The sequence below is a fragment of the Vitiosangium sp. GDMCC 1.1324 genome, from assembly GCF_003044305.1.
In the GTDB taxonomy this organism is placed as follows: domain Bacteria; phylum Myxococcota; class Myxococcia; order Myxococcales; family Myxococcaceae; genus Archangium.
This window is the reverse complement of sequence record NZ_PZOX01000002.1, coordinates 237,310-263,896: the sequence shown is the minus strand read 5'-3', so window position 1 is coordinate 263,896 and position 26,587 is coordinate 237,310. Positions and strand designations below refer to the sequence as shown.

The window sequence follows — 26,587 nt, the reverse complement described above, 5'->3', positions numbered from 1 at the left end:
CGGCTGTCGGATGGGTGCTCGCAGAGGGGGAAGAGCCAAATGAGCCGGAGCAGCATACGAGTCACCGCGCTCGCAGCCGCGAGCGTGTGGATGGGAGCGATGGGATGTGGAGGCGCCCACGCGCCGGAGCCGGAAGGCGACTCACCGAAGTCCGTGGAGCAGGCGTTGAGCGGCCGCCCGGACTTCTTCATCAAGCAGGTGGTGGGTGGGGCAGCCAGTGTGAGGTGGGGGGAAGCGTTCCGCGTGAGCGCCACGGTGTGCAACCGGGGCAGCGAGAGCGGCAGCGCCGGCACCGTGGAGCTCGTTCTGTCGAAGGATGCGCTCATCGCCGCGGGGCAGGACCCGTCCATCGGGAGTTTCTCGCCAGGTTGGCTGGTGCCCGGCGCATGCGCCACGCGCGAGCTGATGCTCCCGGCCAAGGTGACGGGGGCTTGGTATCTGGGAGCGATCGCCGATCGCAATGGCTCGACCCCGGAGCTCAATGAGAGCAACAACACCCTGGCGGGCGGTCAGGTGGGGGTGGGCACCCAGCCTGATTTCGTCGTCCAGTCGGTGAGCGGGCCCGCCAGCGTGCTGGTGGGCAAGACGCTCACGGCCAACGTCATGGTGTGCAACCAGGGCACCCTGCCCGATAGCGCGGGCGTGGGGCTGTTCCTGTCCTCGGATGCGGTCATCACCGAGGCGCAGGACCTTGCCTTGGGAAGCACGGTGTCCACGGGCACGCTGTTTCCGGGGCAGTGCATTCCGCTGTCCCTCCAGGGCCTCATTCCCTCGGTCGCGTCGGGGGCCTGGTATCTGGGCGCCTATGCCGACCGGGGCAACCTGCGGCCGGAGCTCATCGAGACCAACAATGGGCTCGGCTCGCTCCTGGGCGTGGGCTCCCGGCCCGACCTGACCATCTCCTCTCCGATCATGGTGTCCCAGACGAAGGTGGCGCTCAATTCGCCCCTGGAGTTGGGTGTCACGGTATGCAACCCGGGCACTTCCGTCGCCCCGAGCGCTACCTCCGTGGAGTTCTTCCTCTCCAAGGATGCGACCATTTCCATGAGCCAGGACTTCCTCGTGGGTGGGGTCTCCGTGGGCATATTGCCACCCGGAGCCTGCGCTTCCAGGGGGCTCACGTGGACGGCCAGCGTGCCTGCCACCTTGCAGGGCGAGCTCTACCTGGGCGCCGTCGCGGACTCCGCCAATGTCGTGGTGGAGCTGGTCGAGAGCAACAACACCTCCGTGGCCGGAACGATTGGCGTGGGCAACCTGCCGGACTTCGTCGTCACCGGGGTGAGCGGGCCGGCCTACGCGAAGCTGGGAGGCGCTCTCTCCGCGTCCGTCACGGTGTGCAACCAGGGCCTGGTGGAGGGGAGCGCGGAGGTGGGGCTCTACCTCTCCAAGGACACGGTCATCCTCCCGGCGGCGCCGGTGGCGGGTGATGGGGACGTCCTCCTGGCCCAGGCATCCACCCGGTCGCTGAAGCCGGACGAATGCCAGACGCTCCCGATCTCGGGCCCGGTGTCCCTGCCCTACTCGCAGGGAGATGGGGAGTACCGCCTGGGGGCCATCGTGGATCCGCTCAACGCCCGGGCCGAGCTGTTCGAAAGCAACAACGCCCGGGCGGGAGACAGCGTGGGGATTGGGATGGGGCCGGACTTCGTCGTCCAGTCGGTGAGCGCGCCTCCGAGTGTTCTGAGCGGACAGGCGTTCTCCGCGACCCTCACCGTGTGCAACCAGGGGAACCTCGCGGGCAGTTCGTCCGTGAGCCTGGTGCTCTCTCCCGATGCGGAGATCGCCCTTCCCGGCTTCCTGCCGCAGGACAAGGATGTGGAGCTGGGCCGCGTGCAGACGGGGGACCTGTATCCGGGCCAGTGCGGGCCGGTCACGGTCTCGAGTGTCGCCTATATGGATGAGGGGGCGTGGTTCCTCATGGCCCTCGTGGATCCGCTCAACGATTTGCAAGAGCTCGTCGAGAGCAACAACGTGCGCAACGGTGGGCTCATCGGCGTGGGCAGCCGGCCGGACTTCATCGTCTCGAAGGTGTCGGGGCCCTTGGGTGTGAAGCCGGGGGAGGCCTTCTCGGCGCTCGTCACCGTGTGCAACCAGGGCACCATGCCCGGGGGAACGAGCGTGTCGCTCCTGCTGTCGTCCGATGCGGACCTCGGCTCGACGTCGCCGAGCGGGCCGCGGGTCATCGTGAAGGAGACGAGCGTGGGCACCTTGTTCCCCGGCGCTTGCTCCGAGGTCCAGATGGAGGGCAGCGCCTTCCTCCCCGAGGGCACGTACTACCTGGGCGCCATCGCCGACCGGTTCGACACGCAGCCGGAGCTCATCGAGACCAACAACACCCGTGTGGATGGGCAGATGGGGCTCGGCAGCCGGCCGGACTTCATCGTCAAGGACGTGTCGGGGCCCGTGCGCGCGCGGCCGGGTGACACCTTCAACGCCTCGTTCACCGTGTGCAACCCGGGCAACCTCGCGGGAAGCACGGACGTGTCGCTCCTGCTCTCCCGGAACGAGGTCATCACCGTGCCGGGGACGCCCGAGGCGGATGGGGATGTGGTCATCGGCGGCGCCTCGGTGGGGACGCTCGGGCCGGGGGAGTGCGGCAAGGTGACGGCGCAGCTGAGCGTACCCGTCGCCATGAATCTCCCGGTGGGCGAGTACCGTCTGGGGGCCTTCGTCGACCCGGGTCAGCTCCAGGCCGAGTTTCTCGAGAACAACAACGCGTCCGCGGGGAATGTGATGAGTGTGGGGGACGCGCCGGACTTCGTCGTCACGGCCGTGCGGGGCGTTCCGAGCGCGATGCTGAGCCAGCCCTTCCTGGCGTTCGTCACCGTGTGCAACCAGGGCACCGTGCCCGGTGACACGGAGGTCATGCTGATGCTGTCCTCCGACACGGTCATCTCCGTGCCATCGGCGTTCGAAGAGAGCCCGGACTTCGAAGCGGGCCGGGTGCTCACGGGCCTGATTCCTCCCGGGCAGTGCGTCACGCGGCCGGCGTGGGCCTCTGCTTACAGGTTGGCCGAAGGGCCCTGGTACCTGGGCGCCGCCGTGGATCCGGGCAACCTCCAGGCCGAGCTCATCGAGCGCAACAACACGTACGCGGGCAGCCAGATGGGCATCGGCTTCAGGTCGGACTTCATCATCACGAAGGTGGCCGGGCCGCCGAGCGCGAAGCCGGGGGAGTCCTTCACCGTGTCCGCCACCGTGTGCAACCAGGGCACCTGGGAGGATGGCGCCGAGGTGACCTTCTTCCTCTCGGAGGACGAGGTGCTCGCGCCTACCGACCTCACGCTCGCGAACGTGTCCGTGGGCACGCTGACTCCCGGAATGTGCACCACGGTGTCGGCGCGGACCAGCACCCCTCTGTCCGGAGTGGCCTGGTACCTGGGTGCCATCGTCGCCTCCTCCATCCCCCACTATGAGCTCATCGAGACCAACAACTCGCGCGTGGGCGAGCGGATCGGTCTGGGCGAGCTGCCGGACTTCATCGTCACGCGGGTGACGGGGCCGGTGAATGCGAGGCCGGGGGAGTCCTTCACGGTGTCCGCCACGGTGTGCAACCAGGGCACCGCGAGTGGCTCCACGGACGTGGAGTTGCTCCTCTCCTCGGAGCCGCTCGAGCCGTCTCCGGCGGAACCGACGGGTGGCCAGCTCCAGTCGCTGGGCCTCGTGTCCGTGGGGACGCTGGGCGTGGGGCAGTGCACCACGGTGTCCGTGAAGGCCACGAATGCGCTCGAGGGCATGTGGTACCCGGGCGCCATCGTGGACCCGCACCACACCCAGAGCGAGCTCATCCCGGGCAACAACACGCACGTGGGTGCGCCGCTGGGCGTGGGTGAGCGGCCGGACCTCGTCATCCGGGAGGTGACGGCGCCCGCGAGCGTGTGGCCGGGCAACCCGTTCACTGTGTCCGCCACGGTGTGCAACCAGGGCAACCAGGAGGGCACCTCGGACGTGGCGATCGTGTTGTCACCCGATGCGATTATCTCGCCAGATGGGTTGGGCGACATGCTCCTCGGCGTGCTGTACCCGCCCTCCCTCGCACCCGGGCAGTGCACCACGGAGTTGCTGTCCACCGCCCTGTCGTCCGAGATCCAGGGCGCGTTCTACCTGGGCGCCATGGCGGATCCCTCCCACCAACTACCCGAGCTCCTCGAGTCCAACAACACGGCCCTTTCGGAGCTGGTGGGCTTCGGCGCCGCTCCAGACCTGTTCATCCGGGACGTGACGGGCCCGGCGACCGCTCGTCCGGGAGAGCCGTTCCGTGTGTCCACCACGGTGTGCAACCAGGGCACGGTGGGGATCGGCAGCGCACAGGTGCTGTTCGTGCTGTCGGCCGACGCGGACATCTCCCTCCCGTCACCTATCCAGGAGGGGAGCGACGTGCTCCTTGGCAGCGACTCCTTTGGCTACCTGGAGCCGGGGCAGTGCTTCCCCCTGTCGATGGAGGTCAGCACCTCGCTGGAGGGCGCGTGGTACCTGGGCGTCCTCGTCAACCCGTTCACCCCCAACTGGGAGCTCATCGCGGGCAACAACACGCGCGTGGGCGAGCAGGTGGGGCTGGGCAGCCTGCCAGACTTCGTCATCACGGCGGTGTCGGGGCCGGCGAGCGCGAAGCCGGGGGATGCCTTCACGGCCTCGGCCACGGTGTGCAACCAGGGCACGGTGAGTGGCTCCACGGATGTGCTTCTCGTGTTGTCCCAGGACGAGGCCATTGTCGCTCCGGGCACGCCGCTCGCGGAGTGGGACAGGGTGCTCGGGAGCGCGAGTGGCGGCACGCTGGCTTCGGGGCAGTGCGCCACGTTGCAGGTGCCTGTCCAGACTCCCTCCGTGCCCGAGGGGGAGTACCACCTGGGGGCCGTGGCCGATCCAACCAACGCCCAGCCCGAGTTGCTCGAGCGCAACAACACACGTGCGGGCGACGCGATGGGAATCGGCCAGTTGCCGGACTTCGTCGTCACGGAGGTGACAGGGCCCGCGAGCCGTCAGCCGGGCTGGGTCCTCACCGCCTCCGCCACCGTCTGCAATCAGGGCACGGTGAGCGGCTCCTCGGACGTGTCCTTCCTGCTCTCCGCGGATGAGGTCATCACCGCGCTGGGGCCACGGATGGGCGGAGACACGTTCCTGGGCGGCACGAGCGTGGGCCCCCTGGACGCGGGCCAGTGTACCCAGGTGTCCATCTCCGCCCAGACTCCCTCCGTGCCCGAGGGGGCGTACCACCTGGGCGCCATCGTGGATCCTTCCAATGGCGTGCGGGAGCTCCTCGAAGGCAACAACGCGCGAGCGGGCGGGTTGATGGGCATTGGCTACGATCCGGACTTCATCATCACGGCGATGACGGGGCCTGGCGCCCAGAGGACGGAGGGCGCCTTCACCGCATTCGTCACGGTGTGCAACCAGGGCACCGGGTGGGGCTTCCCGGAGGTGGAGCTCTTCCTGTCGCCGGACCCGGTCATCACCGGGCAGGGCCCGTCGTCCAATGACGTCCTCGTGGGCTCCCTGTTCATCGGAAGCGCTCCGGGGCCGGACCACTGCGCCACGGTGCCAGTGCAGGCCGTCTTCGGGGTGTTGCCCGAGGGGCAGTACACCCTGGGCGCGGTGGTGGATCCGGCCCACTCCGTCCAGGAGCTCATCGAGAGCAACAACACGTACGCGGGCGGCACGATGCTCCTGGGCAACCGGCCAGACTTCACCGTCCAGGCGGTGACGGGGCCAGCGAGCGCGGAGGCAGGGTCTTCCTTCCTGATCCTCGTCACGGTGTGCAACCAGGGCACCGAGGACGCCACCACGGACGTGCAACTGTTGCTCTCCGAGGACGAGGTCCTCACGCCCCCAGGCCAGCCGGGTGGGGACCTCTGGCTGGGCGGTGCGTCCATCGACCTGCTGCCACGTGGTCAGTGTGTCGCGGTGTCCGTGCCCGCCCAGAGCCAGGGTCTGCCCGAGGGGGTGTATCACCTGGGCGCCATCGTCGACCCGAGCGGCCAGAGGCAGGAGCTCCTCGATGACAACAACGCGAGGGTGCGCGGCCTGTTCATCATCGGCTCCGGGCCGGACTTCGTCATCACGAAGGTGACGGGGCCGGAGGTCGCGGCGCCGTGGTCGTGGACGTCCCTCCCCGTGTCCATCACGGTGTGCAACCAGGGGAGCGGGTATGGGCGTGGGGACGTGTCGCTCGTCCTCTCGAAGGACACCACCATCGACCCGCCAGGCTCGCCCGGGGGTGATGACCGCTACCTGGGCTCCGCCTCCCTGTTTCTGGATACCGGTGCGTGCGACACCGTGTCGCTGAGACCCGCGGTCTACGCGTCCGAAGGGCTGTACCACCTGGGGGCCATCACCAGCGCCGGAATCCAGACGCCGGAGCTCATCACGAGCAACAACACGTTCCTGGGTGGCCGGGTGGCGTTCGGCTACCAGGCGGACCTCGTCATCCAGGAGGTGTCCGTCCCGGAGCGCCTGCAGCCAGGGGCCCCCATCACCGTGTCCGCGACCGTCTGCAACCAGGGCTTCGAGAGCACCTATTCGGACGTGGATCTCGTGCTCTCCGAGGACAGCACCATCACCTCGCCGTTCCCACCGGATGGGGACTTCTGGCTCGCCGGTGCGTACACCTACCTGCCGGCGGGGCAGTGCACTCCCGTCCAGCTGTCCGGGAACGTCCCCTACCTGCAGGGCGCCTGGCGCGTAGGTGCCCTCGTGGACGTGAGCGGCAACACGGCGGAGCTCTTCGAGGACAACAACGTGTACGTGGGCCGCGAGGTGAGCGTGGGGAGCGGTGTGGACTTCGTCGTCACGAAGGTGACCGGACCGAAGCGCCTCCTGGCGGGGACGCCCTTCAAGGCGTCCATGACCGTGTGCAACCAGGGAGACGTGCCGGGCAGTACGATCGTGGAGCTCGTCCTTTCGTCGGACACATCCATCCTCTCGGGGTGGACCCTCCCGGGCGATGTCCACCTCGACAGCGCCTCCACGGGCACGTTGCTCCCCCAGGAGTGTCAGACGATTCCGTTCTCGCTCTGGGCGCCCTCCGCCCTGGCCTGGGGAGGCTGGTACCTGGGAGGACTCGCGGATCCGTCCGGCCAGCAGCTGGAGCTGCTCGAGAGCAACAACGGGCTCGCGGGGGACCTGGTCAGCGTGGGCCGCCTGGCGGACCTCGTCGTCCAGAGCGTGTCCGGCCCGGCGAGCACGCGGCAGGACGCGCCCCTCGAGGCGTCCGTCACGGTGTGCAACCAGGGCTACCTGTCGTCCAGCCCCACGCGGGTGGAGCTGTACCTCTCCCAGGACGAGGTCATCATCCCGAGCGGCCCCTCGCCCGGCTCGGACGTGTTCCTTGGCCGCGTGGACGTGGGCTACCTCAACTCGGACGAGTGCACCACGCTGCCGGTGTCCTCCTTGTTCCAGCCGGTGGGAACGTGGCGGCTGGGCGCCTTCGTCAACCCGCGTGGCTCCGTGCAGGAGTCCACCTGGAGCAACAACGGGCGAGCGGGTAACACCGTGGTGGTGGAGCCGTAGTCCGCCGGGAGATCCTCCTCCTTCGTGGAGGAGGCTTCTCTCCTGGAAGACCCCGGGGCTGTCCCACTGTTGACTCCCATGGTTCTTGGGGGACGCGCAGGGGACAGCCGTCCCATCAGGGGGTTGAGTACATGGAGGAACGGGTCATCGACTCTCGGTTCTCGAGGGACGCCTGGCGTTGGGCGGGCCACCCGTTCGAGCCGTCCCCTCCCTCCAGCCCGTCCGCCGCGGACTTCCAGCAGCTCTTCGAGAAGAGCCCGGGCGCGGTGCTCGTCCTCACGCCGGATGCGGACTTCACCATCGTGGCGGTGAGCGATGCCTACCTGCGCGCCACCATGACGGCCCGCGAGGACATCCTCGGCCGCGCCCTCTTCGAGGTGTTCCCCGACAACCCGGCGGATCCGGGCGCCGACGGCGTGCGCAACCTGCGCGCCTCGCTCGAGCGGGCCCTGGCCACTCGTACGGCGGACACCATGGCCGTGCAGAAATATGACGTCCGGCGTCCCGTGGCCGAAGGGGGGGCTTTCGAGGAGCGGTACTGGAGTCCCATCAACATCCCTGTTCTCTCCGCGGAGGGAGAGGTGCGCTACCTCCTCCACCGAGTGGAGGACGTGACGGACGTCCTCCGTCTGGCCCACCAGAGCGAAGAAGCGCGTGAGCTCAAGGTCGTCAGCACGCAGCTCCGTGAGGCGGTGCGCGTGCGCGACGAGTCCCTGGTGATGGTGTCCCAGGCCCGCGCCGAAGCCGAGCGCCAGCGGGAATGGCTCCATTCACTGTTCATGCAGGCCCCCACCGCCATCGCCATCTTCCGGGGACCCCGTTACGTCATCGAGCTGGCCAATCCCATGATTTGCCGCATCTGGGGCCGCCGTCCCGAGCAGCTGTTGGGCAAGCCCTTGTTCGACGCCCTGCCAGAGACGGCGGGCCTGGGGTTCGAGGAGCTGCTGGAGCGGGTGCGCTCCACCGGGGTGCCGTTCGTCGGGACGGAGCTGCCCTCTCGGCTGGCGCGCCTCGAAGGAGGCGCCATCGAGGATGTGTACTTCAACTTCGTCTACGAGCCCATGCGCGATGGCCAGGGCCAGGTCGAGGCCGTCATCGTCGTCGCCTCGGACGTGACGGAGCTGGTGCAGGCGCGCCGGCGGGTCGAGGCACTCGCCGCCGAGGAGCGCCGGGCTGCCGAGGAGCGGCTGCGCCTGGCCACCCAGGCCATGGCGTTGGGGACGTGGGACATGAACCTCACGACAGGCGAGGTGGTCTGCAACGAGCATACGCGCGCCCTCCTGGGGGTACCCGCAGACGCCCCCGGCACCTACGACACCTTCCTCGCGCGTATCCATCCCGAGGATCGCGCACGCGTGGACCGGCTCGTCCAGGAAGTGCTGGCGCCGGGCAGCCCGGGGGCCATTGCCGTCGAGTACCGCACCGTCCCCGCGGCGGACGGAAGGGTCCGGTGGGTGAGCGCGCAGGGGAAGGTGTACTTCGATAGCTCGGGGCGTCCCGTGCGCTTGCTGGGCACCGGGCTGGACATCACCGAGCGCAAGCGCGTCGAGGAGGAGGTGGCGCGCAACTCGGCCGTCCTCGAGGCCATCCTCCAGAGCATTCCGGATGCCCTGTACGTGGGAGATGCCTCGGGCATCAAGCAGGCCAATGCCGCGGCGCTGGAGATGCTGGGCTTTCAATCGCTGGAGGATCTGAACCAGAACGTGGCCACCCTGTCGGAGCGGCTCCAGAACCGCTCCATCGAGGACGACCATCGGCTCACGCCGGAAGAGGAGCCGTTCATGCGCGCCTTCCGGGGGGTACCGACCATTCAAGAAGTGCGCTCGCGTCACCTCCAGTCAGGGAGGGACGTGGTGGTGCGCTGCGCCGCCGCTCCCATCCGCATCGGGGACGACATCGTGGGTGCCGTGGCCGTCAACACCGACATCACCGACGTCAAGCGCGTGGAGGAGGAGCTGCGGCGGACGGCGGAGTTTCGCGAGCGCTTCCTGGGCATCGTCTCCCATGATTTGCGCAATCCACTCAATGCCATCCTCCTGTCCGTCAACGCGCTGATGCGTTCGGATTGCGTGGTGGAGCACCACGAGAAGAGCGTCCGCCGCATTGCCACCAGTGCCAGGCGCATGGAGCGGATGATTGCCGACCTGCTCGACTTCACGCGGGGGCGGTTGGGCGGGGGCATCCCCATCCACCCTCGCCCGGCCAACCTCCGCCACATCTGCCAGCATGTGCTGGAGGAGCTCGAGACTGGCAATCCCCAGCGGGAGCTCCGGCTGTGCATGCGAGGCGACTGCCGGGGCGAGTGGGATGCCGACCGGCTCGCCCAACTCCTGGGCAACCTGGGCAAGAACGCGCTGGACTACAGTCCCGAGGACCGCCCCGTGGACTTCGTGCTGCGCGACGAGGGGGACACCGTCTGCGTGGAGGTCCACAACGAAGGCGCTCCCATTCCGGCGGAGCTGCTCCCGCACATCTTCGAGCCCTTCCGGCGGGCCACGAAGGAGGGACATCCGACGTCCGGGCTGGGTCTGGGTCTCTTCATCGCCTGGCAGATCGTCCAGGCCCATGAGGGCACGCTCGAGGTGCGCTCCACCGAAGCGGAGGGCACCACCTTCACCGTGCGTCTGCCCCGGAACTCCAGGGGGGCTCCGCTCCATTCCGGCGTCGGAGGGTGAGCGGCCCTACCTGCCGGGGTTGCGCGGGCGCCCGTTGAGGGGTCCTCCGGCGGGAGCGACGGTGCCGGAGGGCTTCTGCGAGGCATCGACCTTGAGGTCCGCGAACTTCCCCTCGCGCTCCAGGCGGAAGATGTCCTCGTCGGTGACGTACTCCTGCTTGAGCAGCTCGCGGGCGCGTTTGATCTTGGCGAGCAGGACGGGGTCGTTCACGGGGGTGCTGTTCTCCTTGGTGGGCCGGGGCGGCGGCCGCATGACGGAGAAGGTGCCGCGAGCCGGGTGGCCCTCGGCGCTGAGCCCCTCCAGGGAGTAGGTGATGGCGAAGACGTCGGGCTCGGCCTTCGTGTCGAAGGAGACCTTCACCTCGGTGCCCTTGCCCTCGGGCACCTCGCTCACGGGGAGCGACGCGACGTCCACCTGCTCGGGCTGAGGGGGCCCTTCGTCGGTGCCGCGGAATGCGCGGACGGTGGTGACCTTCGTGAGGCGCACCGGCCCGCGGAAGCGGTGGTAGAGGCGGAACGTCTGCCGCACCACGCCGTCCGGGTCGACCACGGGGAAGCGCGGTGTGCCCACGGCGACAATCGTGACGATGCCCTTCTTGTCGAAGTTCTCGAAGGAGGTGTTGAGCACCTGGAGCGAGGAGCGGCCCGTCTCCTTGCGGCCCGCGGCGTCGTAGACGTCCACGCGGATGAGGTGCTGGGTGTACATGCTCGCGGCGCCCGTGTTGCCCAGCAGGGAGTGCGAGACGATGGGGCCCGGGGTGGTCTCCGGGGCCTCGTCGTCGAACGTCCACACGTAGCGCGCGGGGACGAAGGGCTTGGGCGCGGGCTTGCCGGGAGCGGCGGGCCGCTCCACCACCTTGGCGAGGAACTCGAAGTCGTCCTCGGCGTTGGGCATCCGCCGCGACATCACGTGCACGAGCCGCTCGGGCTCGCACTCCTTCACCTTGTAGGCCGGGATGGGCACGGTGACGGAGGTGTTGTCCTTGGTGAAGACGGTGACCTGGGGAATCTCATACGAGCCGTCCGCGTCGTTGCGCCAGACGCGGATGGGGATGCGCTGGCCGGTGCCATCGCCCACGGTGTAGTGCAGGTACGCGTCGTTGCCGTCCGGGGTGTGGGCGCGCACGGTGATGAGGTTGTCCTCGCCCGAGCACACCTCCGGCTTCTCCACGACAATCTCATCCACGATGGGCGCGGCGGGCCCGGCGGCGTCAGGCTGCGCGGCCTCGGGAGGCTGCGCGGTGGCGGCGAGCGCCGGGGGGGGCGCGTCCTCCTGGGAGGGAGGCGTGCGCGTGCGGACCTGGGCCGCCACGGGGGCCTCGGGTGCCGGCGGCTGCCGGGAGAGGAGCCAGCCCACGACTCCCCCGAGGGCGAGGAGTGCGAGCATCAGCACCCATCGCCAGGGCCGCTGGGAACGGTTCTCGGGGGTTGGCGTCATCGCGTGGGGCTCCTCTCCAGGTTGAGCGGGACGGGTTACTGCCAGCAGCCGTAGACGTTGCCGCCCGAGTTCCACTGGAGCTGGTGCGAGTAGTCCGGGCCCCAGATGGTGTTGTTGGTGGGGTGCACGCCCCAGCCGCCCACGCGGTCCGGGCTGATGGACCGGGCGGTGGAGTTGGGGTCATCGCGCACGCTCTTCCAGTAGCGGCTGTCGTTGGTGTCGCACATGTTGGTGGACATGCAGTTGGCCACCTGGTTCCCGGCGTTGCCGCACACGTTGTAGAAGGGGCAGGCCACGGTGAGCAGCGCGTTGGTGAACCAGCCGAGCGACTGTTTGCACTCGTTGTAGACGCCCGTGTAGAGCGAGTTGGACGCGTTGGCGATCTGCGCGTGCGAGTACGTGTAGGGCGTCACCACGCCGCGGCCCGCGTAGTTGTGCGCGTAGGCCATGAAGGTGGAGCAGACGATGCCGCTGTTCACGCCGTCGCCCGGAATCTGGTTGGTGGTCTGCAGGTCCCGGTACTGGAAGAGCGAGTAGTTGATGCGGGTGCCGTTGCGGACGGGCCGGTCGACGTACTGGCTCGAGTCGTACTTGGACACGTCGCTGACGTAGGGGTGGTTGTACCAGATGGAGTCGCCGATCAGCGCCGCCTGGGCGGGGTCTCCCTGCTGCCAGCCGGTCCACTCGGCGCCGGCGGCGGGGTCCCCGTAGATGTACATGTAGATGCCGCCCTGGTTGACCTGCTCCAGGCCCGGCTGGCCGTACTGAATCTGGCTGCCGACGATGGGCTTGGTACAGACGCCGGGCCAGTCGGCCTGGTCCGGTGTCCGCATGGTGGCGTGCGACACGCCAGCTCCCGGGCCGTGGGAGAGCATCGAGTGCGTGCGGTACTCGCCCACGGCGTCCAGCACGTCCCGGATGGGCCCGGGGCCCCGGTCGAACACCACCGCTCCGTTGGGCGCGTTCCAACCGGCGGACGTCGAGCCACACTCCCCCGAGGCCTGGGCGCTTCCCGCCAACGCCAGCGCGGATACTGCGACACTCCCTGCGAGCAGACGACGCATCACGACACCTCCCGAATGACGGGATGGGGCTCGGGGGGTGTCCGGCTCCGCGATGCAATCCGCCCAGGCCGCGAGACGAGACGCCGGCCACGCCGAGCCACAGAACGATACCTGGGGGTCGCTTGGTTCTACTCCGCCTCCGCTCGGAAGGCTAGGGAGGGGCGGAGCCCCGGCATGACAAGGGATTGGAAGTGATCAGTCCCTGGCAGGCAAGAGGGCAAGCGCCTGCCTACGCGGCCACGAACTCCGGGCCGAGCGGCAACACCAGCCGGAAGGTGGTGCCGCCACCGGGAGGCGACTCGATGGAGATGTGGCCCGAGTGGGCATTGAGGGTGCGCTGGACGATGGCGAGCCCGAGCCCGGTGCCGGTGGCCTTGGTGGTGAAGAAGGGTTTGAAGAGGCGCTCGCGCAGCTCCGGGGGGATGCCGGGGCCGGTGTCGGTGAACTCGATGATGGCGCCGGGGCGCTCGGGGCAACGGCGGGCGGTGACGCGCAGCAGGCCGCCCTGGGGCATGGCCTGCACGGCGTTGAGGGCGAGGTTGAGGAAGGCCTGCCGCATCATCCGCTCGTCCACCGGCACGGAGGGGACGTCCTCCTCCAGCATCCACTCCACACGGACGCGGGACTGGCCGCTCGTCGCCGTGCGCACGGCCTCCTCCAGCAGGCGCGCCAGCGGAATGGGCTGGGGCTGGGGCGAGGAGGGGCGGGCGAAGTCGAGCAGATCATCCACGAGCCGGTTGAGGCGGTTGGCCTCCTCCTCGAGGATGCCCACCAGGGTGGCGGCGGGGACGGCGGGCTCGACGAAGCGGCGCAGGGTGGCCACGGCGTTGAAGATGGCGCCCAGGGGGTTGCGCACCTCGTGGGCCACCACGGCGGACAGCTCGCCGAGTGCGGCCAGTCGCTCGTGCTCCACCACCTGCTGCTGAGCGAGCTTCAGCTCCGCGTGGAGCCGGGCGAGCTCCTCGGCGCGCCCGCGCACCTCCTGGAGGAGGCGGTGGGACTCGATGGCCGCGGCGAAGTGGGAGCCCATGGCCTGGAGCGTCTCCATCTCCAGGGCGGACATCAGGCGGTGCTGGTGGAAGGTGATGATGAGCGTGCCAATCATGCGCGAGCGCGCCTGCAGGGGCACCATGGCCAGGGAGCCCCGGTCGTGGTGCCGCAGTTGCTCGCGCACTGTGTTGGGGAAGTCATCGGCGTGCAGCACCATGGGCATGCCCAGCTCCACCACCTTGCCGGACATGCTCCCGCGCACGGGGAGCCGGTGGAAGGGGCGCAACGCCTCCTCGCTGGCGCCGTGGGCCCATGTCAGCTCCAGCACATCGGAGCCTTCGGCGCGCAGCAGCAGAATCACCGCGGAGCAGCGCAGCAGCCCGATGATTTCCTCCGTGCCCGGCCCGAAGAAGGCGCGCGGCTCGGGCGCGGTGGCGGCCACGGCGGCCAGCCGGCTGAGCGCGGCGAGCGCGGTGTTGCGCGTGGACAGCCGGGAGATGGTGCGTGCGGACTCAAGGGCGACGGACACCTGCGCGGCGAAGAGGCGCAGCGACGGCAGCTCCTCCTCGCGCAGCCAGTCCGCGGCCACCACCAGGAGCGCCCGGGGGCCGCCCTCCAGGTCGATGCGGACGCAGATGGAGCGCAGGGGCTCCACGCGCCGCAGGTGCTTGCGTACCGGCTCGGCCCATTCGGGTCCCACGAAGCGGGCCGCCTCCCAGGCGAAGTCCTCCCCGTAGGCGGAGCCCTCGCGCCAGGCCTGCTCCATCATCGGGGACCAGGTGCCCGGTACATCCACCAGGTGCTGGCCGGCCAGGCGCGTCTCGCCCGCGGCGGTTCCGGTGGCCACGAAGGCATGGCCCAGCCACACCCGCTCATTGTCCGGGACGAGGTAGCCATAGGACACCTCCAGCTCGGCCAGGCCCTCGAAGACGCGGCGCAGCACCTCGTCCTCGGTGTGGATGCCGGGCAACGAGGCGCCGAGCGTGGCCATGCGCTGGAGCAACTGGCGGTGGACGACGCGGCCGCTGAGATCGCGCATCTGCACCCAGGTGTCCGGCCCACTCACCGACAGGGTCAGCTCCACGCGCCGCTCACCGGTGGCGGTGCGCATCACCATCTCATAGGTGTCGGGGACCGGCTCGCCGCGCAGCAGGCGCGCGTGCCGCTCGGCGAGGAGCGGCTGCGGGTGTACCGAGAGCATCTCGAAGGAGTTGCCCACCACCTGCTCGCGCGTGAAGCCGAGCAGCTCGAGCAACGCCGGGTTGGCGTGGACGATGCGGCTGTCTCGGACGACGGCCAGTGCGAATGGCAGCGTGTCCAGGTGCTGGTACGGGGCCCCCCCCGATCCGTAGGGCGTCGTCACGAGGACCGAGGATGTCACCCCAGGCCCGTCGGGGGGAAGGGCCCGGAGGTTGCCCGGCCGGGCCCGGACCCTTCATTCAGGGGTGGTAGTGGGGATGCATCTTTTCGTGGGGATCATGTTGGTGGTGCACCTTTTCGTAGGTGCCCATGAGCTCCGCCTGGGCGAGCACGTGGCCGGCCATGGCCTGGTCGAGCTGCTTCCGGGTGATGCGTCCCAGGTCTGGCAGCACGGTGTCCAGGGCGAACAGGCGGAAGAAGTAGCGATGGCAGCCGATCGGGGGGCAGGGCCCTCCGTAGCCCAGCCGCCCCCAGTCGTTGAGGCCCTGACGGGCACCCTCGGGGAGGGAGTCGGCCAGCATGGACTCGGGGATGTCGTGGACGTTGAGAGGCACGTTGTAGAGCACCCAATGCACCCAGGTCCTCTGGGGGTGCTTCGGATCTGGCGCGTCGGGGTCTTCCACTACGAGTGCGAAGCTCTTCGCGTTCCCGGGCTCGCCCTCCCAGTGGAGGGGCGGGGGCAGGTCATCACCCTCGCAGGTATAGGCGATGGGGATGGGCCCACCATTCTCGAAGCGGGCCGAGGTGAGCTGGAGTGGCATGGCGTGCTCCTCTTGATGATGTGGAAGGAGGTCCAAGTCGGAAGCTGGAGACGGAGGGACTTCGCGGCGAGGAGGGCCCGGTGGGTGGGTGCGGCGGCGGTCATCCCCCGGGGCGCTGCGCTGGCCGTCTCCCCTGGAAGTGAGGAGGAGGGTTCCGTGGACATCACCATCCGACGCGCGGGCCTCGAGGATGCCGAGGGCATGACCCGGGTGCACCTCGAGAGCTGGCGGAGCAGCTACCGGGGCCTGTTACCCCAGGAGTACCTGGAGGGGCTCGACTTCGAGGAGCGGCTCGCGGGGTGGCGCCGGGGACTGGCGGACCCGGACGCGGGGGTGTTCGTCGCCGAGGAGCCGGACACCGGGCGCATCGTGGGCCTGTGCGCGGTGGGGAAGAACCGGCCCCCGCCCGAGTCGCTTCCGGGCTACCGGGGTGAGCTGTACGCCATCTATCTGGTGGAGGAGGTGAAGCGGCGGGGCGTGGGCCGGGCGCTGTTCCAGCGTGGCACCGGCTGGCTGCGGGAGAACGGGCTGGTGCCCTTCATCCTGTGGGTGCTGAAGGACAACGCCGCGGCCCGGGGATTCTACGAGCGGCTCGGGGGGCGGCTCGGGGGCGAGCAGTGGATTGAGCTCGGCGGCCACTCCTATGCGGAGGTGGCCTACGTCTGGGAGGCGTGAGCGGTGCCGGGCGTGCCCTGGGAGTCACCGGGGTTGCGCACCGGGAGCTGCCGGGTGAGCACGAGCACACCCACGAGCGCGGCGAGCAGCAGCCACCCGGGCCAGCCGGTGATGCCGACGAGCGCGGTGTCGGGCGGTTTCCCCTCGTAGCCGAGCTCGAGGGCGATGGGCCCCAGGCCATTGAGGGAGCCGTGGGCTAGCACCGCGGACCAGATGCTGCCGGTGGCCAGCCGCATCCACCCGAGGAGGAGGGAGAGCAGCACGCAGACGACGGTGAAGAGGAGGACGCCGAGCACGGGGTGCTGGGGGTAGTTGTAGCCGAGCAGGATGAGGGGCGCGTGCCACAAGCCCCAGATGACGCCGACGAGCACGAGCGCGCGCCACTGTCCGAGCGGCAGCAGCCGGGGGAGGAGGTAGCCGCGCCAGCCCCACTCCTCGCCGAAGGTGAAGGGGAGGTTGAGGAAGGGGCCCAGCAGCGTGGCCTGCACCACCTGGATGACGAGGAACCCGTGGGGCCCGCCGAGCTTGTCGATGACCTGCGCGGCCTGGGGAGAGTGCTGCGCGAGCTGGGCGCGCAGGCCGGAGAGCCCGGAGAAGTCCAGGGCGCTGGGGTAGAAGACGGCGGAGAGGGCAATGGCGCCGAGCACCACCCCGGGGGTGCCCAGCACGGCCAGGAGGAAGAAGCGCAGCCGGTGCTGGCCGAGTCCCAGGCCCGTGTCCCGCTTGAGGGAGGGCAGGGGAGACACCTTGCGAGCGACGATGAAGGTGGCCACGGAGGGGCCGAACATGGACAGGCCGGCGATGACCTTGAACGCGATGGGCGACTTGTCCAGATGGGTGCCGAAGGCCAGCACGTAGCCGAGGACGCAGAGCCAGGAGAAGCCGTAGGCGATGGCCACGAAGGCGGCGAGGCCGCGCGCGTCGAGCCGTGGGGACGAAGCCGTGTCCGACGCCGTGTCCATGGTGGGGCGAGCCTAACGTGTCTCCGGGTGGGTACACCCGAACACCTGCGCTACAGTGCCCACCGTGAAGCAATTCCTGGCTCCGTTCCTCGTCATGTCCTTGTTGTCCCTGCCCGCCGGAGCGGCGGAGCGGCTCGCGGTGCGGTTGCAGCATGGGGGCAGCCTGAGCGCGGCGGATGCGGGGCGGGTGCTGGACCTCGCCGAGGGGCTGGCCCGGGAGCTGACGGGCCTGGGTGTCACCCGGGTTCCGGAGGGGCTGCTGTCGGGCCGATGTGGCGCACAGGACGCGTGCCTGCGAGCGGTGGCGGCGGAGGCTCGGACGGAGCACGTGCTGGTGCTGGGAGTGGTGGTGCCGCGGCGCCAGGGGACGATGGACGTGGACGTGGCGTGGGTGGACACGGTGCGCGGGACCGTGGCGCGGCGCTCGCTGAGCGGAGTCACGCAGGCGGCGCTCGCGAAGGAGCTGCGGCCGGCGGTGGCGGCACTGGTGCCATCCTTCGCGCGCAAGGGCTGGGGTGGCCTGGTGGCTCCGAGCACGGCGCGGCTGCGCGTGGACGGGCGGATGGCCGAGCCGGGGGAGGTGGTGGCGCTGACGGCGGGGCCGCACGAGGTGGACCTGTTGCAGCCCTCGGGGGAGGCGACCCTGACCCGCGAGCAGATTCCGGAGGGCATGCGCCTGCGCCTGGAGCCCAGGCCGGACTTCCTGCCCGAGGCGGGAGCGTCTCGGGCCGCCCCACGCGGCAAGGGGTTGCGCACGGCCTCCTACGTCACCTTCAGCGTGGGGGCGCTGGCGGTGGCGGGCTCGTTGGTGGCCGGCGGGTTGTCCCGTGGCTCCTTGGCCGGGCTGGAGCCATGCGCGGGCGGCCAGCGCAACTGCACGGCCTTCACCACGGCGGGCCCCGCCTATGACCAGGCCGGACGCTACGCGCGCACGGGCAACGTGCTGCTCGGCGTGGGCGCGGGCCTGGCTGCGGTGGGCGCCGGCCTCTTCGTCTTCGATCTCCTCTCCTCCCAGTCCGAGTAGTGCCCATGTCTCCAACCCCCCGCCTCATCCGTTTCGGCCTGCTCGCCCTCGGCGCGAGTGTTGCAGTGGCCATCGCCTGCTACGAGGTTCCCTCGGTGCGGGACTACTACGCCTGCAAGGAGGCCTCAGACTGCGGTGACGGCGGCTTCGTCTGCGACGACGGGGTGTGCTGCCGCGAGAAGGAGGACCCGGTGTGTTCCGGCCGGGTGCTGGATGGAGGCACCTGCCTGGATGGCGGCCTGGCGCGGCTCTTCTTCGAGGACCTGGACGAGGACGGCTACGGCAACCTCACCCGGCCGCTCTACCGCTGCACGCCACCGCAGTCGGTGCCGACCGCCACCAACGGTGACGACTGCAACGACAACCCCACCGCGGGAGGCCGGCTCTTCTTCCCGGGCGCTCCCGAGCAGTGCGACGGCTACGACAACGACTGCGACGGAATCGCCGACGACGGGCTGGATGGAGGCATCTACTACCGCGACGACGACAACGACGGTTACGGAGACCCCGCGCAGCCGGGAACGTTCTGCCAGAGGCCGGTGGGGTGGGTGGACAACCCGGATGACTGCGGCCCGGCCAACGGCGCTGTCCACCCGGGTGTCCTCGAGGTCTGCAACGGCCTGGATGACGACTGCAACAAGCAGACGGACGACACCCCCGAGACGGGCCAGGCGTGCACCGTCCCCGGCAAGCTGGGCGTGTGCGCCGAGGGGGCCCGGGCCTGCGTCGCCGGAAAGGACACCTGCCGCCAGGTCAATACTCCCGCGCCGCTCGACACGTGCAACGCGAAGGATGACGACTGCGACGGCACCACGGACGAGAAGCCCGACTGTGGGGGTCCGGCCCAGTTCTTCGCGGACCCCTCGGTGGTGTTCGGCGCCCGGCACCTGGACACGGCCCTCCAGGGGGTGCCGGGCGGGTGCTTGAAGGACTCCTCCTACGGGAACGTCGCCCCGGCGGACGCCGTGTCGGGCCGTACGTGGACGGGCTCGGGCGCCACCAGCCATGTCTTCTGGGCCGAGCGCGATGGCGGGACCTGGGACTTCTCGCGTCCCATGACCAACCTCAAGCTCTTCGTCGACGTCTCCAGCGACGCGGGCACCACCACCAACCCGGATGGAGGGCTGAGCCGTTGGGCGCAGCACAGGCAGCCCATCGTGCTCCTGTGCGGGCCGGGTGGCTTCCTGCGGCTGGTGGCCGTCTCGCCGATCCTCGACTCGACCGGGACCGAGCTCATCCGGCAGAACATCCCCCTGCCTCCGGACGGTGGCACCTGGGTGGTGGGCAGCAACAGCACTCCGGATGTCCAGGGGGTGCTACGCCAGGTGAAGCGGGTGGAGGTGCTCGTCCAGCCCGCCAGCTCCACGGGGAGCTTCAAGGCGGATTTCCAACCGGACTTCGGCTTGCCCTAGGCATTTGCCCCCCTTCTAGGGAGGGCCCCCCCTGGAGCGTACGGGTTGCGCGGCGCGCACCTTCAATGCTAAGCGGCGCCCGCGCGTAGGAAGGGCGGGGTGGTCGGAAAGCAAACCCGTGGTTTTCCCGGGGGTTGTCGAGGCGATGGCGGAGAAGGAGCCCCGGGAGGACAAGGAAGGCGGCGAGCTGTCGGACACGGCCCGGCAGATGCGGGCGGCGGAACCGTACATCTCCGCGGTGTGGAAGCTGGTGGGCGGGGCGGTGGTGGGGGTGTTGGGCGGGTACTTCCTGGACAAGTGGCTGGGGACGACTCCCTGGCTGTTGGTGGGGCTGAGCCTGGCGGGGATCTCCGTGGGCTTCTACGGGTTCCTCCGCGAGATGGCGCGGTTGGGGAAGCGAAAGCCGTGAGCGGGCATGGCGCGGAGGCCTTCCGGAAGCATGCCGGGCTGGCGGCGGGGGTGACGGGGGTGGCACTGGCGCTCGCGGCCTTCCTGCCGAGGGAGGCCGAGTCCCGGCAGGCGGCGTTCATCGGGGTGGGGCTGGCGGCGGTGACGGGGGTGGTGGCGCTGCTGCTCAAGCGGCGGGCGGTGAGCAGGGATTTGAATGCCGCGCTGAAGGTGGTGGGGGTGGTGTTCGGGATGCGGGCGGTGGCCGTGGTGGTGGGGCTGCTGTGGGTGGTGCAACGAGGGTTGGGCTCGGTGGCGTTCGTGGCGGGGTTCTTCGGCACCTACTTCGTGCTGCAGTGGATTGAAGTGAGCTACGTGATGGCCGCGTCCCGGGACGCGGCGGGCGGAGACGAGTGATGCGCAAGGCAATGGTTCTTCTCGTCGGGCTGATGGCGGGCGTGGCGTTCGCCGCCGCCCCCGTCCAGGACGAGCACGGCTCCGAGGCCACCGGTGGTGAGCACGGCGCGGCTGTCGAGCACGCCACCGCGGCGGGGGAGCACGTGGAGAAGGAGGAGGAGAATGTGGCGGCCTACATCCTCCACCACGTCTCCGACTCGCCGGAGTACGAGATCGAGATCCCGCTCAGGAGCGACCACAAGGCCATCCACCTGCCGCAGTTCGGCATCCCCATCCGCGGGGGCGCCTCGTGCGAGCCCCGGGACACGGGCCACGGCATGGCCGTCCCCGGCTGGTCCGAGGGCTGTCTGGACCTGTCCATCACCAAGCACACGGTGATGATGTGGCTGGCGGCGGTGCTGCTCATCGGCTCGCTGCTGCTCTTCAGCAACCGGGACAAGACGAAGCTGGTGCCCCGTGGCGCCTCGGCCAACCTCTTCGAGATGCTCGTCCTCTTCGTGCGTGACGAGCTGGCCATCAAGAACATCGGCAAGGAGGAGGGTCCGCGCTACACGCCCTACCTGCTGACGGCGTTCTTCTTCATCCTTTTCATGAACCTGCTGGGCCTGTTCCCCTGGATGGCGAGCGCCACGGGCAACATCGCCGTCACGTGCGGCCTGGCGCTGTGCACCTTCGTCATCACGCAGGTTGCCGGCATCCGTGCCGCGGGCTTCGGCGGCTACCTGGCCCACCTGACCGGCGGCGTGCACCCGCTGCTGTGGCCCATCATGATTCCGGTGGAGGTGCTGGGCCTGTTCACCAAGCCCTTCGCGCTCACCATGCGTCTGTTCGCCAACATGCTGGCGGGCCACATCGTCATCTTCTTCCTGCTGGGCCTCATCTTCATGCTCGGCAACCCGGCGGTGGCGCTGGTGAGCGTGCCCTTCGCCATGGGCATCTACCTGCTGGAGCTCTTCGTGGCCTTCGTGCAGGCGTACGTCTTCACCATGCTCTCGGCGCTCTTCATCGGCATGAGCGTGGCCATGGGCCACCACGGCCACGGGCATGACGAGGAGCACGGCCACAAGGACACGGGCCACGGCCACGACCATGGCAAGGCCCACGTCGCCGGCTGAGGTCCTTCATTGAGTTAGCGGGGCCCTGTCGTCCGGGGCCCCGGTGAGTACCCGGCGATTCGAAAGGTCGCCGGAGGTCGTCCTAAAGGGCAGCAACGACCCCCCCACAAGTGGGTCCCCTCCGAAGAAAGAAGAAGCACTCCCATGACCAACGTCGCTCTCGCCTTCCTCGCCGCCGGCCTCGGTGCCGGTCTCGCCATCATCGGCGCCGCCCTCGGTATCGGTAAGCTGGCCGCCGCCGCCATGGACGCCACGGGCCGTCAGCCGGCCGCCGGCGGTGACATCCGCACCACCATGATCATCGCCGCGGCCCTCATCGAAGGCGCCACGCTGTTCGCGCTGGTCGTGTGCATCCTGCTCGCCACAAAGTGACCTGACTCAGGTCATCGTCGTCGAGTAGGACCCTGGGTCCGGCGCTCGCTCGCTCACGCGGGGGGCGCCGGCCCTTGCAACATGTAGAGCCGTTCCCGTTGTCGTCGTACCCGCCGCAACCCTGACGCCGTACCTGCGAAGGCCGCCATGCTCCTGCCCAACGTTCTCGCCGCCAGCAGCTTCGTGGAGGTCCGCCCGGGCCTCATCTTCTGGACCCTCGTCACCTTCATCATCGTAGCCGTCATCCTGCGCTGGAAGGCCTGGGGCCCCATCCTGGCGCTGGTGGAGGAGCGCGAGAAGCAGATCGCCAGCTCCATCGAGGCCGCCAAGCGTGAGCGCGCCGAGGCCGAGAAGCTGCTCGCCGAGCAGAAGACGGCCATCGCCGAGGCCCGCCGCGAGGCCCAGGAGATGCTCCGCCGCAACCAGCAGGAGGTGGAGAAGTTCCGCGAGGAGCTGATGGCCAAGAGCCGCAAGGAGGCCGAGGAGTTCAAGGCTTCCGCCACGCGTGAGATTCAGGAGCAGAAGTCCAAGGCCATCGCCGAGGTGAAGGCCATGGCGGTGGACCTGGCCATGGAGGTCGCCGGCAAGCTGCTCAACGAGCGCCTGGACGACACCAAGCACCGCGCCCTGGCGGAGCAGTTCGTGCAGGGCCTGCCGGTCAAGGGCTCGCCCGAGACCCGGGCGTAGTCCTCCCGGATTTCCGGGTCCGTCTTCCGCTGTTCAGGAACCCAATATGGCGCTTTCCATCGGCATCGTCGGTCTGCCCAACGTGGGCAAGTCCACCCTGTTCAATGCACTCTCGGCGGCGGGGGCCCAGGCGGCCAACTACCCGTTCTGCACCATCGAACCGAACGTGGGCGTGGTGCCGGTGCCGGACGAGCGGCTGGAGAAGCTGACGGCGCTGGTGAAGCCGCTCAAGAAGATCCCCACCTCGCTCGAGTTCGTGGACATCGCGGGCCTGGTGCGTGGCGCCTCGAAGGGCGAGGGACTGGGCAACCAGTTCCTGGCGAACATCCGCCAGGTGGACGCGGTGCTGCACGTGCTGCGCTGCTTCGAGGACGACAACATCACGCACGTGGAGGGCGGAGTGAGCCCGGTGCGGGACCGGGACGTGGTGGACACGGAGCTGTGCCTGAAGGACCTCGAGACGGTCGAGAAGCGCCGCGAGCGCGCGCAGAAGAACGCCAAGATGGGCGGCAAGGCGGGCGACGAGGCGAAGGCGGAGCTGGCGCTGCTGGACCGGGTGAAGGCCGGGCTGGACTCGGGCATCACGGTGCGCGGGCAGAAGCTGACGGCCGAGGAGCATGCGGCCATCCGCGAGCTGTTCCTGCTGACGGACAAGCCGGTGCTGTACGTGGCGAACATCAGCGAGAAGCAGATTGGGAAGGAAGACGCTGACGCGTTCGTGAATGCGGTGCGGGAGATGGCGGCGAAGGAGGGGGCGGGCGTGGTGGTGCTGGCGGCGGCGATGGAGGCCGAAATCCAGCAACTGCCCGAGGAGGAGCGTCCGGGCTTCCTGGAGAGCGCGGGGCTGAGCGAGCCGGGTCTGCACAAGGTGGTGCGCGAGGGCTACAAGCTGCTGGGCCTGCAGACGTACTTCACGGTGGGCGAGCAGGAGTGCCGGGCGTGGACCATCCACAAGGGTGACAAGGCGCCGCAGGCGGCGGGCGTCATCCACTCGGACTTCGAGCGCGGCTTCATCAAGGCCGAGGTGATGAGGTGGGAAGACCTCATCAAGCTGGGCAGCGAGTCGGCGGTGAAGGAGAAGGGCCTGCTGCGGATTGAAGGCAAGGAGTACGTGGTGCAGGACGGCGACTGCATGCACTTCCGCTTCAACGTGTAGCCGGCAGCGCGCTGTTGCTCACCGAGAGGGTGCCAGGAGGACCGAGAGGTCCCGGGCACCCTCTCTGCTTTGCGGGCCAGAGGGCTCAGGCTGGCCCGCGCAGGGCGGTGTAGAGCCACAGGGCCACGGCGAGCGCGGCGACGAAGGTGGAGAGGATGGCGGCGCGGCGGGAGCGGCCGGCCTCGTCGGGGTACTTCCGGGCGCGGAGCCACATGCCGCCCACGCGCACGACGACGAAGAACGCGAGCAGCAGGAGGCCGATCCACTGCCAGCCGGCGGGGCGGGTGAGGGCCACGGCCCAGGCGGCGATGAAGGCGACGTTGCCGAGCAGCAGCACCAACTGGAGGCGCAGGAAGGGGCTCATGGCTGCTCGGTAAGGCGCGCGCGGGACGGAGTCCAGCGCATTGTCGTATCAGCCGACTCGCAAGTGCTGGGAGGCCAACCACTCTTTCCCAGGCGCGAGGGAGACGGGGCGCTGCACGGTCCCGGACTCGATACAGACAAAGTGTCTGAATCCGTCATCGGGAAGGTCGGCGAGCTTTCTGGCGAGCTCACTCCAGGGGTTCCAGACCACCACATCGGCGAACGCTTCCTGCTTCACCCGGATCGAAGTGGCGCCCCCTCGCAGCTCGACGGGACCGGTCAGTCCGAAGAAGAACCGATCCACCTCCCGATCAATGCGGAGGAGCTCCTCCTGCTGGACACCCATCCGGCGATGGTCCGCGGAGTCGAGGTAGTGAAGCCCCTGCAAGCCGTGGATGACGGCCTCGGTCGCGTTCGCGGCCAGATAGGTATGCAACGCACAGGTGAAGTCGAACGGCGCGCTCCCCGTATTGATGACGGCCAGGGACAGGTCCAGCTCCATGCCCTTGAAGCGGGCACGCAACACGAGCTCGAAAGGATGGGGCCAGACCTGCCGGGTCGCCGCGTCGTCCGACAACCGCATCTCGACCGAGCCACTTCCACAGGGAAGGGTCTCACTGCTCGACACCCGCCAGAGACTCGACCTGGCGAACCCATGTTTCGGCAGGGGCCCTTCATTCGCGAACTGAGGGAAGATGACGGGCACGCCGCCACGGATCGCGGCGGGGCCCTGCAGGTCGGCCCGTGGGCTCAAATACAACCGCTCGATGCCATCCGCGGTCGTCCAGGAGCAGATCTGTCCGCCGTGTGTGGAGAACCGGATTCGCGCACCATCGGTGGCCGTCACCGTGGACAGTGAATCGGTTGAAGCGTCAGCGTTCGGGTGCATGGGCTTTCGTTCTCACTTCCAATCACGACAGGGTGGGAGCCGGCGCCACGCTCCGGTGCAGTGTGAACCGGCGGGCGATGAGGATCGCGAAGAAGACATAGACTCCGACGACTCCAATCGGGACGGTGGGACCAAAGGCGTCGGCGACCACCCCCGCGATCAGCGTGCTCACGGTGATCGCCGTATCCGCACCCAGGCGCCAGATCGAATACACACGCCCTGAATGCTCGGGCGGGCATGCGGCATGGAGCCCGCTCCACAAGGCGATGGTCTGGATGGCCATCGCCGCACCAGCCAGGGCCGTCAGAAACACGATCATCGGCAAGGTCGTGGCGAAGTACATCAATCCGAACGCGGCCCCGATTCCAATCCACGCAACCGTCGCGAAGTTCAGCGCGTTCTTGCCCATCTTGAGGCGCGTGGAGAAGAAGCCCGCCACCAGACCGCCGAGTCCGAAGGCCGTGACCGCGGAGGCGTGGCCCGCGGTTCCTCCACCCGTGGTGTCCATGGTCAGCCGCGGGAGGAACACATAATAGCAAGCCCCATACGACGCGTTGAAGAGACACTCGGCCAGGATGATGTACTGCAGCGTGGGTTGTTGGCGAATCACCACCATCGCCTCTCGCAGGTCGGCGACCAGCCCTTTGCGCTGCTTGCGCTCACTTCGAAATTCCCGGACGTTGAGCTGGCGTCCCGCGTAGGCCATGCCCGCGTAGAACAGACCGATGAACGCATAGATGTTGAAGACCGGAATCACACTGCGCAGGGCGTTCGCGAGCAGCGGCCCAGTGAGGCGTGCCGTGCGTTTCGCCGTGTCGGCGACCCCATTGAGTTGTTGGGTGTCTACCCCCTCTTGCGAGAGTCCTCGCACGAGCGAGTAGAAACTGGGTGCCTCGAAGGTTCGACAGGTGGAGATCGCGAAGGCGACCAGGCACAACAGGGGCACATTCATCCAGCCGAGGTTCGCGAAGCCCACCAACAGCAACGCGAGCACGGCGCAGATGAGATTCGCGGCGATGATCGTGCGCCGGGGCGGCGCGGAATCCGCATGGGACCCGGCGGGCAGGCTGAACAACCAGAGCGGAATCCGGCTCGACATGCTGGCGACCGCGGTGGCGGCTGACGAGTGCGTCAGCTCCCACACGATCCAGATCAAGGAGACGTCCTGGATGACATCCGCCATCAGGACCGACAACCGGCCCAGAAACACCAACTGCACGTTGGGCTGGCGGAACAGATTCACCTGGCTCGTGGGCTCACCTGGCGCTGAAGACACCTTCGTGTTCATGGACATTCCTCAGACATCTTCTGACGTGAAGCGACGGCGTCATCCTCACACATGGACGCCCTTCAAGCCGTCGACCTTGTGATATTTTTCGAGGAGGACTGGAGCAGGCTTGGGTCGTCAGCAGCCACTGCGGTGAGCCGGGGCGTCTCTTCCCGCCGGACGGGCAGACCCATCCTCGAGCAGCCGCTGCTTGGACTCCCACGCATC

At 68.9% G+C, this 26,587-nt stretch carries 19 protein-coding genes; 11 read left to right on the top strand and 8 right to left on the bottom strand.

Annotated elements, in window-relative coordinates; all coding sequences use genetic code 11:
- The first annotated feature begins 39 nt into the window (after positions 1-39).
- Both DAT35_RS58780 and DAT35_RS05510 read left to right on the top strand, forming a co-directional pair.
- Positions 40-7,506 carry a CARDB domain-containing protein gene (locus DAT35_RS58780; protein ID WP_158501564.1) on the top strand — a complete coding sequence of 2,489 codons (7,467 nt, stop codon included), beginning with the start codon at positions 40-42 and terminating at the stop codon, positions 7,504-7,506.
- Between the two features lie 131 nt (positions 7,507-7,637).
- Positions 7,638-10,181 (top strand): PAS domain-containing sensor histidine kinase, encoded by a 2,544-nt coding sequence (locus DAT35_RS05510; RefSeq protein WP_108065850.1) that lies wholly within the window; start codon positions 7,638-7,640, stop codon positions 10,179-10,181.
- A gap of 6 nt (positions 10,182-10,187) precedes the next feature.
- On the opposite strand, the gene DAT35_RS05505 is transcribed toward DAT35_RS05510, so the two are convergent.
- From DAT35_RS05505 to DAT35_RS05490, 4 genes are all read right to left on the bottom strand, one after another.
- Positions 10,188-11,618 (bottom strand): hypothetical protein, encoded by a 1,431-nt coding sequence (locus tag DAT35_RS05505; protein WP_199242816.1) that lies wholly within the window; start codon positions 11,616-11,618, stop codon positions 10,188-10,190.
- Positions 11,619-11,653: 35 nt separating this feature from the next.
- A complete protein-coding gene (locus DAT35_RS05500) occupies positions 11,654-12,682 on the bottom strand; it encodes a hypothetical protein (RefSeq protein ID WP_108065849.1) in 1,029 nt (342 codons plus the stop codon).
- 229 nt (positions 12,683-12,911) lie between these two features.
- A complete protein-coding gene (locus DAT35_RS05495) occupies positions 12,912-15,053 on the bottom strand; it encodes an ATP-binding protein (protein WP_233261315.1) in 2,142 nt (713 codons plus the stop codon).
- Positions 15,054-15,111: 58 nt separating this feature from the next.
- On the bottom strand, positions 15,112-15,633 hold the full coding sequence (locus DAT35_RS05490) for a YbhB/YbcL family Raf kinase inhibitor-like protein (RefSeq protein WP_108065848.1): 522 nt from the start codon (positions 15,631-15,633) through the stop codon (positions 15,112-15,114).
- A 156-nt stretch (positions 15,634-15,789) separates the two neighbouring features.
- Here DAT35_RS05490 and DAT35_RS05485 point away from each other — a divergent pair, with 156 nt between their 5' ends.
- Entirely contained in the window at positions 15,790-16,308 is a 519-nt protein-coding gene (locus DAT35_RS05485; RefSeq protein WP_158501563.1) for a GNAT family N-acetyltransferase, read from the top strand.
- Here the strand turns inward: DAT35_RS05485 and DAT35_RS05480 are convergent.
- Entirely contained in the window at positions 16,290-17,270 is a 981-nt protein-coding gene (locus DAT35_RS05480) for a CPBP family intramembrane glutamic endopeptidase (RefSeq protein WP_108065846.1), read from the bottom strand. The genes DAT35_RS05485 and DAT35_RS05480 overlap by 19 nt on opposite strands.
- Before the next feature lie 64 nt (positions 17,271-17,334).
- On the opposite strand from DAT35_RS05480, the gene DAT35_RS05475 reads away from it, so the two are divergent.
- The 8 genes from DAT35_RS05475 (at position 17,335) to ychF (ending at position 23,840) form a co-directional block, all read left to right on the top strand.
- Positions 17,335-18,294: a hypothetical protein gene (locus tag DAT35_RS05475; RefSeq protein ID WP_146209577.1), complete on the top strand. Its 960-nt coding sequence runs from the start codon at positions 17,335-17,337 to the stop codon at positions 18,292-18,294.
- A 5-nt stretch (positions 18,295-18,299) separates the two neighbouring features.
- On the top strand, positions 18,300-19,706 hold the full coding sequence (locus tag DAT35_RS05470; RefSeq protein WP_108065844.1) for a putative metal-binding motif-containing protein: 1,407 nt from the start codon (positions 18,300-18,302) through the stop codon (positions 19,704-19,706).
- 145 nt (positions 19,707-19,851) lie between these two features.
- Positions 19,852-20,115, top strand: coding sequence for an AtpZ/AtpI family protein (locus tag DAT35_RS05465; RefSeq protein WP_108065843.1), 264 nt, complete (start codon positions 19,852-19,854; stop codon positions 20,113-20,115).
- Positions 20,112-20,510 (top strand): hypothetical protein, encoded by a 399-nt coding sequence (locus DAT35_RS05460; protein ID WP_108065842.1) that lies wholly within the window; start codon positions 20,112-20,114, stop codon positions 20,508-20,510. Before DAT35_RS05465 ends, DAT35_RS05460 begins: the two co-directional genes overlap by 4 nt.
- Positions 20,510-21,625: a F0F1 ATP synthase subunit A gene (gene atpB, locus DAT35_RS05455; RefSeq protein WP_108065841.1), complete on the top strand. Its 1,116-nt coding sequence runs from the start codon at positions 20,510-20,512 to the stop codon at positions 21,623-21,625. The genes DAT35_RS05460 and atpB overlap by 1 nt, the downstream gene beginning before the upstream one ends.
- 144 nt (positions 21,626-21,769) lie before the next feature.
- Positions 21,770-21,997, top strand: coding sequence for an ATP synthase F0 subunit C (locus tag DAT35_RS05450; RefSeq protein ID WP_108065840.1), 228 nt, complete (start codon positions 21,770-21,772; stop codon positions 21,995-21,997).
- A 147-nt stretch (positions 21,998-22,144) separates the two neighbouring features.
- Entirely contained in the window at positions 22,145-22,684 is a 540-nt protein-coding gene (atpF, locus tag DAT35_RS05445; RefSeq protein ID WP_108065839.1) for a F0F1 ATP synthase subunit B, read from the top strand.
- A gap of 46 nt (positions 22,685-22,730) precedes the next feature.
- On the top strand, positions 22,731-23,840 hold the full coding sequence (gene ychF, locus DAT35_RS05440; RefSeq protein WP_108065838.1) for a redox-regulated ATPase YchF: 1,110 nt from the start codon (positions 22,731-22,733) through the stop codon (positions 23,838-23,840).
- 85 nt (positions 23,841-23,925) lie between these two features.
- On the opposite strand, the gene DAT35_RS05435 is transcribed toward ychF, so the two are convergent.
- From DAT35_RS05435 to DAT35_RS05425, 3 genes are read right to left on the bottom strand one after another with little or no spacing between them, the layout of a single operon-like run.
- Entirely contained in the window at positions 23,926-24,204 is a 279-nt protein-coding gene (locus DAT35_RS05435; RefSeq protein WP_108065837.1) for a hypothetical protein, read from the bottom strand.
- Between the two features lie 48 nt (positions 24,205-24,252).
- Positions 24,253-25,092: a D-hexose-6-phosphate mutarotase gene (locus DAT35_RS05430; protein WP_108065836.1), complete on the bottom strand. Its 840-nt coding sequence runs from the start codon at positions 25,090-25,092 to the stop codon at positions 24,253-24,255.
- A 22-nt stretch (positions 25,093-25,114) separates the two neighbouring features.
- Positions 25,115-26,335 carry an MFS transporter gene (locus DAT35_RS05425; RefSeq protein ID WP_158501562.1) on the bottom strand — a complete coding sequence of 407 codons (1,221 nt, stop codon included), beginning with the start codon at positions 26,333-26,335 and terminating at the stop codon, positions 25,115-25,117.
- Positions 26,336-26,587 lie beyond the last annotated feature (252 nt).

Bases quoted from the DNA above. Each gene is read 5' to 3' on its own strand.
- DAT35_RS58780 (WP_158501564.1), top strand. From the start codon at position 40: ATGAGCCGGAGCAGCATACGAGTCACCGCGCTCGCAGCCGCGAGCGTG.
- DAT35_RS05510 (WP_108065850.1), top strand. From the start codon at position 7,638: ATGGAGGAACGGGTCATCGACTCTCGGTTCTCGAGGGACGCCTGGCGT.
- DAT35_RS05505 (WP_199242816.1), bottom strand. From the start codon at position 11,618: ATGACGCCAACCCCCGAGAACCGTTCCCAGCGGCCCTGGCGATGGGTG.
- DAT35_RS05500 (WP_108065849.1), bottom strand. From the start codon at position 12,682: ATGCGTCGTCTGCTCGCAGGGAGTGTCGCAGTATCCGCGCTGGCGTTG.
- DAT35_RS05490 (WP_108065848.1), bottom strand. From the start codon at position 15,633: ATGCCACTCCAGCTCACCTCGGCCCGCTTCGAGAATGGTGGGCCCATC.
- DAT35_RS05480 (WP_108065846.1), bottom strand. From the start codon at position 17,270: ATGGACACGGCGTCGGACACGGCTTCGTCCCCACGGCTCGACGCGCGC.
- DAT35_RS05470 (WP_108065844.1), top strand. From the start codon at position 18,300: ATGTCTCCAACCCCCCGCCTCATCCGTTTCGGCCTGCTCGCCCTCGGC.
- DAT35_RS05465 (WP_108065843.1), top strand. From the start codon at position 19,852: ATGGCGGAGAAGGAGCCCCGGGAGGACAAGGAAGGCGGCGAGCTGTCG.
- atpB (WP_108065841.1), top strand. From the start codon at position 20,510: ATGCGCAAGGCAATGGTTCTTCTCGTCGGGCTGATGGCGGGCGTGGCG.
- DAT35_RS05450 (WP_108065840.1), top strand. From the start codon at position 21,770: ATGACCAACGTCGCTCTCGCCTTCCTCGCCGCCGGCCTCGGTGCCGGT.
- atpF (WP_108065839.1), top strand. From the start codon at position 22,145: ATGCTCCTGCCCAACGTTCTCGCCGCCAGCAGCTTCGTGGAGGTCCGC.
- ychF (WP_108065838.1), top strand. From the start codon at position 22,731: ATGGCGCTTTCCATCGGCATCGTCGGTCTGCCCAACGTGGGCAAGTCC.
- DAT35_RS05435 (WP_108065837.1), bottom strand. From the start codon at position 24,204: ATGAGCCCCTTCCTGCGCCTCCAGTTGGTGCTGCTGCTCGGCAACGTC.
- DAT35_RS05430 (WP_108065836.1), bottom strand. From the start codon at position 25,092: ATGCACCCGAACGCTGACGCTTCAACCGATTCACTGTCCACGGTGACG.